12 protein-coding genes are annotated in these 15,030 nt (G+C 72.1%); 6 read left to right on the top strand and 6 right to left on the bottom strand.

The features are described 5' to 3' along the window. Positions 1-102: 102 nt before the first annotated feature. From ABMQ42_RS04870 to ABMQ42_RS04860, 3 genes are all read left to right on the top strand, one after another. Positions 103-543, top strand: coding sequence for a Fur family transcriptional regulator (locus ABMQ42_RS04870; protein WP_349721731.1), 441 nt, complete (start codon positions 103-105; stop codon positions 541-543). 32 nt (positions 544-575) lie between these two features. Then, positions 576-2,837, top strand: coding sequence for a catalase/peroxidase HPI (gene katG, locus ABMQ42_RS04865; RefSeq protein ID WP_502884616.1), 2,262 nt, complete (start codon positions 576-578; stop codon positions 2,835-2,837). Between the two features lie 256 nt (positions 2,838-3,093). After that, positions 3,094-3,750 carry an SDR family oxidoreductase gene (locus ABMQ42_RS04860; RefSeq protein ID WP_349721729.1) on the top strand — a complete coding sequence of 219 codons (657 nt, stop codon included), beginning with the start codon at positions 3,094-3,096 and terminating at the stop codon, positions 3,748-3,750. A gap of 147 nt (positions 3,751-3,897) precedes the next feature. Here ABMQ42_RS04860 and aqpZ read toward each other — a convergent pair whose 3' ends face one another. The 6 genes from aqpZ to ABMQ42_RS04830 form a co-directional block, all read right to left on the bottom strand. Next, on the bottom strand, positions 3,898-4,656 hold the full coding sequence (gene aqpZ / locus ABMQ42_RS04855) for an aquaporin Z (RefSeq protein WP_349721728.1): 759 nt from the start codon (positions 4,654-4,656) through the stop codon (positions 3,898-3,900). 492 nt (positions 4,657-5,148) lie between these two features. Then, the gene (locus tag ABMQ42_RS04850; RefSeq protein ID WP_349721727.1) at positions 5,149-6,450 is read right to left on the bottom strand and encodes a DUF58 domain-containing protein; all 1,302 of its coding nucleotides are present in this window, start codon (positions 6,448-6,450) and stop codon (positions 5,149-5,151) included. Position 6,451: 1 nt separating this feature from the next. Continuing rightward, positions 6,452-7,516, bottom strand: coding sequence for an AAA family ATPase (locus ABMQ42_RS04845; RefSeq protein WP_349721726.1), 1,065 nt, complete (start codon positions 7,514-7,516; stop codon positions 6,452-6,454). Beyond that, entirely contained in the window at positions 7,513-8,733 is a 1,221-nt protein-coding gene (locus ABMQ42_RS04840) for a DUF4350 domain-containing protein (RefSeq protein WP_349721725.1), read from the bottom strand. The genes ABMQ42_RS04845 and ABMQ42_RS04840 overlap by 4 nt, the downstream gene beginning before the upstream one ends. Then, the gene (locus tag ABMQ42_RS04835; RefSeq protein WP_349721724.1) at positions 8,730-9,389 is read right to left on the bottom strand and encodes a DUF4129 domain-containing protein; all 660 of its coding nucleotides are present in this window, start codon (positions 9,387-9,389) and stop codon (positions 8,730-8,732) included. The genes ABMQ42_RS04840 and ABMQ42_RS04835 overlap by 4 nt, the downstream gene beginning before the upstream one ends. Then, positions 9,386-10,768, bottom strand: coding sequence for a DUF7847 domain-containing protein (locus ABMQ42_RS04830; RefSeq protein WP_349721723.1), 1,383 nt, complete (start codon positions 10,766-10,768; stop codon positions 9,386-9,388). The genes ABMQ42_RS04835 and ABMQ42_RS04830 overlap by 4 nt, the downstream gene beginning before the upstream one ends. Before the next feature lie 170 nt (positions 10,769-10,938). On the opposite strand from ABMQ42_RS04830, the gene mtrA reads away from it, so the two are divergent. From mtrA to ABMQ42_RS04815, 3 genes are read left to right on the top strand one after another with little or no spacing between them, the layout of a single operon-like run. Beyond that, the gene (gene mtrA / locus ABMQ42_RS04825) at positions 10,939-11,619 is read left to right on the top strand and encodes an MtrAB system response regulator MtrA (protein WP_349721722.1); all 681 of its coding nucleotides are present in this window, start codon (positions 10,939-10,941) and stop codon (positions 11,617-11,619) included. Positions 11,620-11,635: 16 nt separating this feature from the next. Continuing rightward, positions 11,636-13,339, top strand: a complete 1,704-nt coding sequence (mtrB, locus tag ABMQ42_RS04820) for an MtrAB system histidine kinase MtrB (protein ID WP_349721721.1) — start codon at positions 11,636-11,638, stop codon at positions 13,337-13,339. Between the two features lie 8 nt (positions 13,340-13,347). Further along, positions 13,348-15,027, top strand: a complete 1,680-nt coding sequence (locus ABMQ42_RS04815; protein WP_349721720.1) for an LpqB family beta-propeller domain-containing protein — start codon at positions 13,348-13,350, stop codon at positions 15,025-15,027. Positions 15,028-15,030: the final 3 nt, after the last annotated feature.

Raw genomic sequence — 15,030 nt, 5'->3', positions numbered from 1 at the left:
CCCACGGCGCGGTGCCACGGACCGTCTGAGCGACGCGATGCCGATGCGCCGGGTCGCGGCATCCACTTTTGTTTTGATCAAATCAAGACTAGAGTGGGTGTCATGCACGCGCACGAGATCGAGGGGCAGGATGCCGCGACCGCCATCCGCGCTGCGGGCCTGCGTGTGACCGACTCGCGGTCGGCCGTGTTCGACGCGCTGCGCGCCAGGCCGCACGCCAGCGCCGAGGCCGTGTACGCGCAGGTCGCGCCGGTGCTCGAGCACCCCAGCCTGCAGTCCGTGTACAACGCGCTCAACGACTTCGCCGACGCGGGCCTCGTGCGCCGCATCGAGCCCGCCGGGTGTCCGCAGCTGTTCGAGCTGCGCGTCGGCGACAACCACCACCACCTCGTGTGCACCGTCTGCGGTGCCGTCGTCGACGTCGACTGCGTGGTCGGCGAGGCGCCGTGCCTGACGCCGTCCGACTCCGCGGGCTTCGTCGTGCATGAGGCCGAGGTCACCTTCTGGGGGATGTGCGCCGACTGCGCCGCATCCGCCGCCTGACACCACAACCACACAACGACATCGAAGAAGGGATGAACATGACCGACAACGTCACCGAAGAAACCGAGGGCGTCATCCCCACGCCCACGGCCGAGGAGAAGGCGGTCGCCGCCGAGGAGGCCACCTGCCCGGTCATCCACGGCGCCAGCCCCGCCGGTGGATCCAGCGCCCACAACTGGTGGCCGAACCGGCTCAACCTGCACGTGCTCGCCAAGAACCCCGCCGAGACCAACCCGCTCGACGAGGACTTCGACTACCGTGCCAACTTCGAGAACGTCGACCTCGACGAGCTGCGCCGCGACATCGAAGAGGTGCTGACCACCCGCCAGGACTGGTGGCCCGCCGACTTCGGCAACTACGGCCCGGCCGTCATCCGCATGGCCTGGCACAGCGCCGGCACCTACCGCGTGACCGACGGCCGTGGCGGCGGCAGCACCGGGCAGCAGCGGTTCGCTCCGCTGAACAGCTGGCCCGACAACGCCGGCCTCGACAAGCCGCGGCGCATCCTGTGGCCCGTCAAGAAGAAGTGGGGCAAGCAGATCTCGTGGGCCGACCTCATGATCTTCGCGGGCAACGTCGCGCTCGAGCAGATGGGCTTCAAGACCTTCGGCTTCGCGGGCGGCCGCGTGGACGCGTGGGAGCCCGACGACGACGTGTACTGGGGCTCGGAGAACACCTGGCTCGGCGACGGTGAGCGCTACGAGTCGGGCAAGAAGCGCGACCTGGAGAACCCGCTTGCGGCCACCCAGATGGGCCTCATCTACGTCAACCCCGAGGGCGTGGGCGGCAACCCCGACCCGCTCGAGCTCGCCGGCGACATCCGCGAGACCTTCGGGCGCATGGCGATGAACGACGAGGAGACCGTCGCGCTCATCGCGGGCGGCCACACCTTCGGCAAGACCCACGGTGCCGGCCCCGCCGACCTCGTCGGCCCCGCCCCGGAGGACGCCCCGATGGAGCAGATGGGCATCGGCTGGAAGAACTCCTACGGCACCGGCAAGGGTGACGACCAGACCGCGAGCGGCATCGAGGTCACCTGGACCTACCACCCGACGCGCTGGGACAACGAGTTCTTCCACATCCTGTACGCGTACGACTGGGAGCTCATGGAGAGCCCGGCCGGTGCCAAGCAGTGGCGGCCGAAGAACGGCGGCGGCGCCGACATGGTGCCGATGGCGCACGACGCGACCAAGCGCCGCGAGCCGCGCATGCTCACCAGCGACCTGTCGCTGCGCTTCGACCCGATCTACGGACCGATCTCGAAGAAGTTCAAGGACGACCCCGAGGCCTTCGCCGACGCGTTCGCCCGTGCCTGGTTCAAGCTGACGCACCGTGACCTGGGTCCGTCGACCCGCTACCTCGGCAAGCTCGCGCCCACCGAGGCGCTCATCTGGCAGGACCCGACCCCGGCCGCCCCCGCCGAGCTGATCGACGAGGCCGACGCCGCGGGGCTGAAGCAGCAGATCCTCGCGTCGGGCCTGACCGTGTCCGAGCTCGTGGCCACGGCCTGGGCCTCTGCGTCATCGTTCCGTGGCAGCGACCGTCGTGGCGGCGCCAACGGCGCACGCATCGCGCTGGCCCCGCAGAAGGACTGGGAGGCCAACAACCCCGAGCGCACCGCCAAGGTGCTCGACGTGCTGCGCGGCATCAAGGCGGGCTTCGGCAAGGAGGTCTCACTGGCCGACCTGATCGTGCTCGCCGGCAACGCGGGCGTCGAGAAGGCGGCGAAGGATGCCGGCTTCGACGTCGTCGTGCCGTTCCGTCCGGGCCGGACCGACGCCACGCAGGAGCAGACCGACGTCGACTCGTTCGCCTACCTCGAGCCGGTCGCCGACGGATTCCGCAACTACGTCGGCCCGATGGCCTCGGCCGCGGACCTGCCGGCGGAGTTCCTGCTGGTCGACAAGGCAAGCCTGCTGCAGCTGACCGCTCCCGAGATGACGGTGCTGGTCGGCGGCCTGCGGGCGCTGGACGCCAACTGGGACGGCTCGAAGTACGGCGTGTTCACCGACCGCCCGGGCGTGCTCACGAACGACTTCTTCGTGAACGTGCTCGACATGGGCACCGAGTGGAAGCCGGTCGACCCGGGCTCGCACGCCTTCGCGGGCAGCGACTTCGGCACCGGTGAGCGCAAGTGGATCGGCACCCGTGCCGACCTCGTGTTCGGCTCGAACTCCGAGCTGCGCGCGCTCGCCGAGGTGTACGCCGCCGACGACGCGGGCGAGAAGTTCGTGAACGACTTCGTCTCCGCGTGGGGCAAGGTCACCGAGCTGGACCGCTTCGACCTGGAGTGATGCGCTCGGCGCCGCTGAGGGCCTCAGGCGCCTGAGCGAGCGCAGCGAGACGAAGGGCCGGTACTTCCCGCCGCGGGGAGCACCGGCCCCTCGCCGTGCGGGCGTGCCGCGCCGCAGCATCCACTCGTCTCATCCGTGTCGCAGATCTGTCGGCGTTGCGCGTTTCTGCGGCGCTCGGCGCGCAGGAGCGACAGATACCGGGCCGCCGCGGGCGCGATGCGCCCCGCGTAGGCTCGGACCACACGAAGGGAGCACCATGGCACGCATTCTGATCATCGGCGCCCACGGCAAGGTCGCCCTGCGACTGGCCCCGGAACTGGTCGCCCGCGGCGACACCGTGACCGGCGTCATCCGCAATCCCGCACACGAGGACGAGGTGGCCGCCACCGGCGCCGCTCCGCTGGTCGCCGACATCGAGCATCTCGATGAGGACCAGCTCACGAACATCATCGCCGGCAACGATGCGGTCGTCTGGTCGGCGGGAGCCGGCGGTGGCGACCCTGAGCGCACGTATGCGGTCGACCGTGACGCGGCGATCCGGTCGATGGATGCCGCGGCCGCCGCCGACGTGCGGCGCTACGTGATGGTCTCGTACTTCGGCGCGCGCCTGGACCACGGGGTGCCCGAGGGCGATCCGTTCCACGCGTATGCCGAGGCGAAGGCCGACGCCGACGCGCACCTGCGCGCCAGCGGGCTGGACTGGACGATCGTCGCCCCCAGCACGCTCACCCTCGACGAACCGACCGGTCGGATCGATGTGTCCGCGGAGACGTCGGGATCCGTGCCACGGGCGGACGTGGCATCCACCATCGCCGCCGTCCTCGCCGACGCGACGAGCGTGCACAAGACGCTCCGCTTCAACACGGGCTCGACGCCGATCGCCGAGGCCGTCGCGGAGGCGCCCGAGCGCTGAGCGCGGCACTCAGTCCCCGCCCCAGCCGCACCCCCGAAACGGTGAGAGTGCAGCTGGTGGACGAAGAAGCGGGTGGTTCCCTACTCCTCGTCCACCCGCTGCACTCTCACGGGTAGGAGGCGGCGGAGGCCGCCGGGTCTGCTGCGGTCAGGCCGCCTTCGGCTCGGGGAACAGCGCGCGGTGGATGAGGCCCGCGAGCACGCCGCCGACGAGCGGGAAGACGATGAACACCCACAGCTGGGCGAGCGGGCCGACGCCGCCATAGATCGCCGCGGCGATCGAGCGGGCCGGGTTTACCGAGGTGTTGTCGATCGGGATCGAGATCAGGTGGATGAGCGTCAGCGTCAGGCCGATCGCGATCCCCGCGAAGCCGACGGGAGCGCGCTTGCTGGTCGAGCCCGCCACCACGAGCACGAACACGCACGTGAGGATGATCTCGACGAGGATCGCGGCACCCAGGCCCCATCCGCCGGGGGAGTGCTCGCCGAAGCCGTTGCTCGCGAATCCGCCCGACTGCGCCGTGCTCAGCCACTTGTCGGGCCCGAACAGGCCGATCAACACGAGCAGCGTCGAGCCGACGGCGCCGCCGACGACCTGCGCGACGATGTAGCCGGTGACGTCCTTCCAGGCGAAGCGTCCGGCGGTGGCCATGCCGAGGGTGATCGCGGGGTTGAAGTGTCCGCCCGAGATCGGGCCCCACGCGTACACGCCGACGAGCACGGTCAGGCCGAAGGCCAGAGCGACGCCGAGGTGTCCGACGCCGAGCGGCGTGCCCTCGCCGCCGACCGCGAAGTCGGCCGCATACAGCGCGGTGCCGACGCCGCCGAAGACCAGCACGAGCGTTCCGATGCCCTCGGCGACCATGCGGGTCACGAGCGGGGGCGCTGCAGGTGTTGCATCCGACATGGGTGTCTCCTTTGTTCGATGGTGCTGATGGACACATCGATGTCGCGAGAGTATCGGCAGCTGCGGGTGCGTGCGGCGGTGCGACACGCGTTTGCGGGGTTTCGGCGCGCGGGCGGTGGGTGGGTGCGCTCGCGCGTTGGTGGGGTCGGGCGCAGGCGGGGTGGGGCGTGGGCGGGCTGGTGCGCGCGCGGGTGGGCTGGTGCGCGGGTGGACTGGTGCGCCCGCGGCGGGCGCCGTGTCGGTTCAGCAGTCGGTATCTGCAGGCGTCAGACCGGTGCGGTGGTCGAAAGCGCCTGCTGAAACGGGCCGCGATGCTTCAGCAGTCGGTATCTGTGAGTGTCAGGCCGGGGCGGTTGCAGAAGGTGACTGTCGAACAGAGTGGATGCCGCGGCCCGCGGCATCCACCCGGGTCGCTCGGTGGTCGCAGATGACCGTTTTCTCGCGAGAGATCGGTAAGTCGCGACGACCGAACGCGCGGCGGCCGCCCCGGCGTCACAGCCGGCCGGCCGCCTTCAGCTGCAGGTACCGGTCCGCGATGCGCGGAGGGAGCTCTTCGGGGCCGTCGGTGAGCGCGTCGGCGCCCGCGGCGACCACGGCCTGGATGACCCGGTCGGCATCGGCGAGCGTCTGCTCGGCCGCCGCGGCGCGGAAGATCTCGCCCACGGTGCCGCGCGTGCGCGCGCGGTCGGCGAGCCCGGTGTCGGTGACCGTCCCCACGAGCACGTGCGCGCGGGCGGTGAACCCGGCCAGCGTGCCGAGGAATCCCCGCGCGGCCGTGGCCTCGTCCTGCGCGGTCAGCAGCACGACCAGCGACGGCCGCACCGCGAGCGAGCGGACGAGGGCGGTCACGGCATCCCAGTCGGTGTCGATGAGCGTCGGCTCGACGGGCGCCATGGCATCCACGAGCGCGGGCAGCAGCTGCTCGCCCTCGACCCCGCTGACCCGGGCGCGCACGGCGCGGTCGGCCATGATCAGGTGCACGTGGTCGCCGGCCTGCTCGGCCAGCGCGGAGAGGAGCAGCGTGGCCTCCATCTCGGCATCCAGCCGCACGCCGTCGCCGACGCGCGCGGCGGAGGTGCGCCCGGTGTCGATGACGATCACGATGTGCCGGTCGCGCTCGGGGCGCCAGGTGCGCAGCATCGTGGTGCCCGCGCGCGCGGTGGCACGCCAGTCGATCGAGCGCACGTCGTCGCCGCGCACGTAGGGCCGCAGGCTGTCGAACTCGCTGCCCTGCCCGCGCACGAGCACGCTCGTGGCTCCATCGAGCTCGCGCAGGCGCGCGAGTCGCGAGGGCAGATGCCGCCGGGCGGTGAACGGCGGCAGCACGCGGAGCGCGCCGCGTACGTTCCGGCGCGCCTGGCGTCCGGAAAGCCCCAGCGGGCCGACGCTGCGCAGCACGACGAACTCCGAGACGAGCTCGCCGCGCCGCCGCGGCAGCAGCGGGACGTCGATGCGCTGCGGCACCTCGGGGTCGAGGTGCACGGCGGCGCGTGCGTACGGCGCCCCGGCCGTCGGTTGCCAGGCGTCGCGCAGCTGCCCGCGCAGGCGCTGCGGGCCGCGCAGTGTCAGCGTCGTGTGCACGCGGCTGTCGCGCAGCGCGCGCCGGGGAACGGCCCGCTCGACCTGCACCCGACGCGGATCGGCCGCGACCGCGGCATCCACCCCCGCCGCCAGCACGCAGAGCACCAGCCACCCGCCCAGCGTCAGCCACGGGTCGACGCCCGCGATCGACAGCCCGATCACGGGCACCACGCCCGCGGCGAGGAGGAGGGGGAAGCGGCCGGTCAGATACATGTCAGATGGGCACCCGGGTCTGCTGCAGCACCGACGTGAGCACCGCGTCGACCGACACGCCCTCGAGGGCCGCGTCGGGACGCAGCCGGATGCGGTGCCGCCACGTCGGCACGAGCATCGTCTGGATGTGGTCGGGGGTGACGGCCGGGTATCCGCTCAGCCACGCCCACGCCTTCGCCGCGGCCAGCAGCGCGGTCGCGGCGCGCGGGCTCACGCCCAGCTGCACCGACGGGCTCTGGCGGGTCGCACGGGCGAGATCGACGAGGTAGGCGAGCACATCGTCGGTGACGGCGGTGGATGCCGCGGCCCGGCGCGCTGCGCGCAGCCGCTCGGCATCGACCACGGGTTCGATCCCGGCGAGCGTGTGCGGGTCGAAGCCGTCGGCGTGCTGGCGCAGCACCCGCAGCTCGGCGTCGCGCTCGGGGACGGTCACGATGAGCTTGAGCAGGAACCGGTCGAGCTGCGCCTCGGGCAGCGGATAGGTGCCCTCGTGCTCGATCGGGTTCTGGGTCGCCGCGACCAGGAACGGGTCGGGCAGCTCGCGGGTCACACCGTCGGCGGTGACCTGGTGCTCTTCCATGGCCTCCAGGAGCGCCGCCTGGGTCTTGGGCGGCGTGCGGTTGATCTCGTCGGCGAGCACGATGTTGGTGAAGATCGGCCCCTCGCGGAACTCGAACTCGGCCGTGCGCGCGTCGTAGACGAGCGAGCCCGACACGTCGCCCGGCATCAGGTCGGGCGTGAACTGGACGCGCTTGGTGTCCAGGCCCAGGGCCCAACTGAACGCGCGCACGAGCAGCGTCTTCGCGACGCCGGGGACGCCCTCGAGCAGCACGTGCCCGCCCGAGAGCAGGGCGATGAGGAGTCCGGTCACGGCGCCGTCCTGCCCGATGACGGCGCGGCCGACCTGCACGCGCACGGCATGGAGGTCGTCGCGCAGGGCGGCATCGGTGGGGGATGCCGCGGGCGCGGGCTGCGCCGCGGGGCCGGGCTGCGCGCCGGGGGTGGGCTGCACCGCGGGGCCGGGCTGCGCCGCGGGGCCGGGCGTGCTCGGGGTCGAATCGCTCATGGGGTCCTCCCGGAATCGGTGGGCGGGTTCGTGTCGGGGCGCACCGCCTGGTGCGCCCGGCGTTCGAGCTCGCGCAGGCTGTCGCTGAGCGCGAGCAGCGCGCGATCGGAGTCGGGGCGGTCGTCGAGGAGGATGCCGCGGACCTGTGCCCGGGGCATCCCGAGCCTGTCGGCGACCGCGTCGGAGATCTCGTTCGCCGGCGTGGAGCGGCCCAGCCCCAGCAGTCGGGCGAGTCGGTTGAGCGTGCCGATGCGCAGGCGGTCGGCGACGTGCAGGCGGTCGCCCGAGCGCGCGTACAGGCGCGCGCGGCCGTCGGTCGTCTCGGCGGCGCGCACGGTCACCGGCAGGTTCTCGGCGACGAGCGGGCCGAAGCGGCGCCCGCGCCACACCGCGGCGGCCACGCCGACCAGCAGGAGGAGCACGATGACGGGCGAGACCCATCCCGGCGTGAGCGCGCCGAGATCGGGCGGCACCTCTCCGGTGTCGGCATCGCCGGCGGAGGGCACGTACCAGATGAGGTCGGAGTGCGCGCCGAGCAGGTTCACGCCCAGGGCGGCGTTGCCGTCGTCGGCCAGCGTCGCGTTTGTGAAGAGCTCGGTCGCATCGATCAGGGTGACGGTGCGGCCCCCGCGTGTGGCCCGCAGCAGGGCTGCATCGCCGTCGACGGTGTAGCAGGCGGTGACGTCGGGATCCTTCGGGGGAGCGAACAGGGTCCCCGGCGAGATCGACCCGGCACGCTGCGCCGCGGTCAGCGCGCACCCCGGACCGATCGGCTGGTCGGTGCCGTAGCCCGACAGCTCGGCGTCGAACAGCACGCGGGCCGAACGGGCCTGCGGGTCGGGGATCACGACGTCGTCGGCCCCGTCGGCCATCTGCTGGAACGTCGTGTCCGACAGCAGCGGGCTGTCGGGGAGCACGAGCGTGGCCATGGCCGGCAGCCGGTCGGTGCGGCCCGCGGCATCCAGCGCCTCGTCGAGGGCGTGCCGGTCGCGCACGACGTGCACGGCGACGCCGTGCTGATCGAGCACCCGGGCCAGGGCGCGCGCCCCGTCGGCGCCGGTCGACTCGGGGTCGAGCACGTCGCGGCGGCTCCACTGGCCGAGACCCGACAGGATCGTCGCGATGACGCCGACGATGACCACGACCACGCCGATCGACACCCACACCGCGACGCGTCGGCGGCGGGTCGGCGGGGGAGCTGTCGTGACCGCGGTCACCGGACGGGCTCCGGTGACGGCACCGACCGGCCGCGCACGGCGTCGTCGGCCGCGGCCACCAGCGCGTAGCCGTCGGCGGTGCCGCCGCGGCGCAGGTACCGCACGTCGTCGAAGACGGAGGCTGCGGCATCCAACCGCTCCGCCTCATCGGGGAACAGCGCGCCGGCCCGCCGCGCGAACGCATGCACGGTCGCGCCGGGCACGAGCTCGAGCAGCTCGCGCTCGACGAGTCCGAGCGCGAGGGCGCGGAAGCGCAGGATCACGGCCTCGTCGAAATCGCCGGACGAGGCGGCGGATGCCGCGGCGCGTCGCAGCTGCGCGGCGGTGCGCGTCTCGGTGTCGCCGAACAGGTCGTGCGCGGTGGGGGCGGCCCGGCGCGAGAGCCGGGATCGCCCCGAGAAGATGATCGCTGCGACGATGAGCGCCAGCAGCACGACGGCGATGGCGACGGCCAGCCAGAGGCCGAGCGTCGCGTCGACGTCGGAGTCGAAGAGGCGCTGGAAGAACTCCTGCACGCCGCGGGCGATGCGGTCGATCGGCGTGGGGTGCGCGGCGGCGTACGCCGGGTCGCTGAGCTCGTGCTCGGCCCACCGGCGCGCCTGATCGCCGTCGGGCGTCAGCGGCGGCTGGTCGGAGTCGAACGGAAAGCGGATCATTCGGGGGGAGTGGGCCCTCCGGGCGCGGTCCACTGCGTCGGGTCGGGCGGGTTCTGCGCGGGCGGCGCGGGCGGGGCGTACGGGGGGACCGGCCCTTCGTCTCGCTGCGCTCGCTCAGGGACCTGAGGCGGGTACGGCGGCGGGGGATAGGCGGCGGGCTGGCCGTATTGCGGCTGGCCGTACGCCGGCTGCCCGTACGCGGGCTGGCCGTACTGCGGCGGCTGCCCGTACGCGGGCTGGCCGTACTGCGGCGGTTGCCCGTACGCGGGCTGGCCGTACTGCGGCTGGCCATACGCCGACGGGTAGGCGCCGGGCATGTATCCCACGGGCGCGCGCATCATCTCGCGTCCGACGTGGAGGCGATACGGGTCGGGAAGCCCCGTGCCGCCGGCGTCGCGCTGCTCGACGTACGCGAGCAGGTCGAGGTCGAGCCCCTCCTTGCGCATGCGCGCGTCGATGTAGAGGAGCGATGCGGCCGTGGCCTGCACGACCGCCGCGACCGAGCCGATGACCAGCGACACCATCTCGGGCAGCGCGAGGGCGACCACCAGAGTGATGACCGTCTGCGTGTCGGCGTCGCCGGTGGGGGCGATGACGGCGCCGGCGAGGCTCCCGAGCAGGCTGAACGGCATCGAGATCGCGTACGAGACGGCGCTGAAGATCGCCTGGACGATGACGAGCACTCCGAGCATCGGCCAGAACCGGCGGCGGCTCAGCCGCCACGACCGGGCGATGCCGCCGCGGATCGTGGCGTGCTCGATCACGATGACCGGGGCGGTGAGCATCAGCTTCGTCGACAGCCACAGCAGCAGGGGGATCGCCCCCAGCACCGCGAGCACGGTGAACAGGATGCCGGCGACCGGTGAGAGCATGCTCACCCCGATGACGATCCCGACCACGATCGCGATGCCCAGGATGAGGGCGGCGGTGACCAGCAGGGTGTACCCGATCAGGCGCCACAGCACCGGCTTGACGTTCTGCCACAGTTCGCGCAGCGGCGCGCGCTCGGCGACGGCGCCGCGCGCGACATCCTGCACCACCACCGCCTGCACGAGGGTCTGCAGGCCCGCCGCCACCAGGCCGGCGATGCCCGAGACGACGAGGACGATGGCGATGGAGCCGGCCGTGATGGTGTCGTAGTCGGGGGAGGTCGTCGGGATGTTCTGCAGGCGGCTGAACGCCCAGAACGAGGTGCCGGCGACCACCGCGACCACCAGCAGTGTGGCCAGCACCTGGACGACCAGCGCGAACCCGAGCAGCACGCGCGGGTTGTGCCGCAGGGCGCTGAACGATCGGCCCAGCACCGTCCCGAAGCCCAGAGGCTGCAGCGGGATGATCCCCGGGCGCGATGCCGGGGTCCAGGTGGGATAGGCGGTCACAGAGTCTCCTCGTGCTGGGACGGGCCCGAGAACCCATCGTGTCACACCCCCGCGCGGGCACGGACAATCTGCGCGCGTGCTCGGCTACGCTGGGTGCAGGCGGACGGGGACTGCGCCGCCGGTACGTGCCGCGGTATGGCCGCGTCGGATGAAGGACGAAACGCGTTCATATGACTTCTCGGATCCTGGTGGTCGACGACGACACCGCACTCGCGGAGATGATCGGCATCGTTTTGCGCACGGAGGGGTTCGAGACCTTCTTCTGCGCCGACGGCGCCTCGGCGGTCCAGGAGTGGCGGGCGCACCGGCCCGACCTGATCCTGCTCGACCTCATGCTGCCCGGCATGGACGGCATCGAGATCTGCACGCGCATCCGCGCCGAGTCGGGCGTGCCGATCATCATGCTCACCGCCCGCGCCGACACCGCCGACGTGGTGCGCGGGCTCGAGTCGGGCGCCGACGACTACATCGTCAAGCCATTCAACCCCAAGGAGCTCGTCGCGCGCATCCGCACCCGGCTGCGCCCGGGGTCGCAGCCCGAGTCCGAGATGCTGCGCATCGGGGATCTGGCCGTGGATGTCGCGGCCCACGAGGTGCGCCGCGGAGAGACCGCGATCGCCCTGACGCCCCTGGAGTTCGAGCTGCTCGTCGCCCTCGCATCCAAGCCGCAGCAGGTGTTCTCACGCGAGATGCTGCTCGAGCAGGTGTGGGGCTACCACTACAAGGCCGACACGCGCCTGGTCAACGTGCACGTGCAGCGGCTGCGGGCCAAGGTCGAGCTCGACCCCGACAACCCGAAGATCGTCACCACGGTGCGCGGCGTGGGCTACCGCGCCGGCGCCGTCGTCTGAGGCACGGGGTGCGCGCGTGCCCACGGGCTCGGTGAGCGTCGCCGGCCGTCCCGTCACCTGGCGGGACGGAGCCTGGTGGCGGGCACGTGCGGAACGTGTTGCCACGCTGTGGCGGCGCTCGCTGCGGTTCCGCACCGTCGTGATCACGCTCGTGCTGACCGCGGTGACGATCATCGTGGCGTGCGTGTGGATGGCCCTGGCGATCCAGAGCGACCTGTTCGAATCGCGCAAGACGCAGGCGCTCACCGACGCGCGCCGTGCGGTCGACAGTGCGCAGACGACGCTCGACAACGCGGTGGTGCAGGACGACCCGGTGCAGGTGCAGAACCTGCTCACCAGCATCCAGGGTCCTCTCTCGCAGCAGTCGGCGACCGACATGACCCTCGCGATCCGGGTGGATGCCACGCCGTCGCAACTCGCGCCCCCGGGGTTCCGCTCCGGCGGACTGACCGAGAGCATGATCTCGGCCGAGCTGCGCAAGCACGTGCGCGACGACAGCTCGGCCGACAAGCAGTGGGCGCAGTCGATCGCACTGCCCGGCTCGGGCGACACCGTGCGCCCGGGCATCGTGGTGGGTCAGCAGATCGTCGTGCCCGACATCGGGCCGTACGAGCTGTACCTCGCCTACGACCTCGACGACGCGGCCTCGACCCTGAGCTTCGTGCAGGCGACACTGTGGATCGTCGGGTCGGCCCTGGTGGTACTCATCGGGGCCATCGCCTGGTTCACGCTGCGCGCGGTGACGATCCCGATCCGCGACGCAGCCGACACCAGTGCGCAGCTGGCCGCGGGCGACCTCGGCGTGCGGCTGCGCGTGCGCGGCGAGGACGAGCTGGCGACGCTCGGGCGATCGTTCAACGCCATGGCCGACAGCATCCAATCGCAGATCAATCAGCTGGCCGAGCTCTCGCTCGTGCAGCAGCGCTTCGTCTCGGACGTCTCGCACGAGCTGCGCACGCCGCTCACGACGATCCGGCTGGCGACCGACATGCTCAACGACCACCGCGAGGAGTTCGACCCGACCACGGCGCGCGCCGCCGAGCTGCTGCACGCCCAGGTGGAGCGCTTCGAGGTGCTGCTGACCGACCTGCTCGAGATCAGTCGCTACGACGCCGGATCGGTGCAGCTCGAGCTCGAGCCGACGAGTCTCGCGCGGCTCGCCGAGGACGTCATCGCCTCGATGCAGCAGCTGGCCGAGCAGCACGGCAGCGACGTGCGGCTGGTGGCGCCGGGCGGATATTCCCCGGTCGACATGGACCCGCGCCGCATCCGCCGCATCGTGCGCAATCTACTCGGCAACGCGATCGAGCACGGCGAGGGCAAGCCCATCGTGGTCACCGTCGACAGCAATCAGCAGGCGGTGGCCATCGCGGTGCGCGACTACGGACTGGGCATGACCGAGGCCGATGCCGAGCGGGTGTTCGACCGGTTCTGGCGCGCCGACCCGTCACGCAAGCGCACGATCGGGGGCACGGGGCTGGGGCTGTCGATCGCGCAGGGCGACGCGACCCTGCACGGCGGCTCGCTGGCGGTGTGGTCACAGCCCGGGCGCGGGTCGAACTTCGTGCTCACGCTGCCGCGCGGGCCGCATCCGGTCGAGGCGGGATCACCGCTGCCGACCGATCCCGGTGAGCAGAGCGCCGACGACCTGGGGCTGACGCAGCCCATCGCGGTGCTCGGCGACGCGGGCGAGATGGGCGAGACCGGGGGTGCGGAATGAGGCGGGGGATGCTGCGCCGGGCCGCGGCGGTCGCGATGGCGGCCGCGGTGGCCGTGGTGCTGTCGGCGTGCGCAGGCCTGCCGACGTCGGGGCCGGTGTTCGCGGGGCTGCAGCCGGGGGCCGTCGCTCCGCCCGACTTCTCGTACGTGCCGGTCAAGCCGCAGGACGGCGCCTCGCCCGAGCAGATCGTGCAGGGCTTCATCGACGCGGGCATCGGACCCGAGAGCAACTGGGCGATCGCCCAGCTGTACCTCGCGCCGTCGTTCCAGGGCAAGTGGAACCCGAGCGCGAACACCACGATCGACGACCGTTCGGCGCGCTCGTACGTCGCGACCGACGACGGGCAGGTCGTGCTGACGGTCACGCAGCAGGCCACCGTCGACGCCGACGGCGTGTACAAGACGTCCGAGGGCGGGCAGACGCCCCTGTCGTTCGAACTGAAGAAGGTCGACGGCCAGTGGCGTATCAGCAAGGCGCCCGACGGCATCGTGCTGGGCGCCGATCAGTTCACGAGCGTGTTCCACCAGTACCCGCTGATGTACTTCGACCCCGCCTGGCGCTACCTCGTGCCCGACATGCGGTGGTTCCCCTCGATCAACGCGCCTACGCGTATCGCCACGGCACTCATCGACGGCAAGCCCAGCGGCTGGCTGGCAGGCAGCGTGAAGTCGGCGTTCACCGACGACGTGTCGCTCGACCCGGTCTCGGTGGCCGTCACCGGCAGTACGGGACGCGTGGGGCTCACCCGCGCGGCCCTCTCCCTCGACCGGCAGACGCTCGACCGCATGCAGACACAGCTCGTCTACAGCATGGCGGCGGCCGGGCTCTCGGACGTCTCGATGGAGTACAACTCCAGCCCGTTGAGCGCCCAGCCGGTCTCGACGCGGTCCACGCGCATCGACACGCGGGCGCTCGTGCAGACCGCGAAGGCCTTCGGCTTCCTCGCCTCGGGCACCGACGTCGAGGCGGTCAAGGGCATCAGCGACGCGATGGCGAAGCTCCATCCCGTCTCGGCGCAGCTGTCGGCCGACTACACGACGGCCGCCGTCCGCACCGCGCATGGTACGGTCGCCCGTGCCACCTCGGAGGGCGAGGTCGCCGTCATCGACAGGCGCGCGGGGCTGATCGACCCGGTGGTCGACCCTGGTGACGACATCTGGAGCGTGCCCGCGTCAGACCCGCACGCGCTCACCGCGTACACACCCGACGGCGGATCGGTCAAGATCACCGGAGCCTGGTCGAACGCGTCGCGGGTGACGGCGATGGCGCTCTCGCGCGACGGCACGCGGCTCGCGGCGATCGTCACCGTGGGCGGCCGGTCGACGATCGAGATCGCGGGCGTCGTCCGCGACCAGAACGGCGTGCCGACCTCGCTCGGCGACTCCACGACGCTGGGCGTGCTGCCGCACACCGGCGTGTCGCTGACCTGGCTCAGCGACACCGAGCTGGGTGCGGTCGTGGGCACCGGCGGCGACACGACCGTCGTGCAGCAGGTCGTGTCGGGGCCGGCCACCTCGACATCGGCCCCCGATGACGCCGTCGCGATCGCCGGCACGACCGGCACCACGGTGCGACTGCTCGGCGACGACGGCACGCTGTACTCGCAGCGCGGCTCGAACTGGGAGAAGGCGGGCACCGGCGTGCTGGTGCTCGGCGAGGTGCAGGGCATCCCGCCGTCGCAGGGCTGACGC

This window comes from Microbacterium sp. KR10-403, from assembly GCF_040196215.1.
Classification (GTDB): domain Bacteria; phylum Actinomycetota; class Actinomycetes; order Actinomycetales; family Microbacteriaceae; genus Microbacterium.
This window is presented reverse-complemented; position numbering and strand designations above follow the sequence as displayed.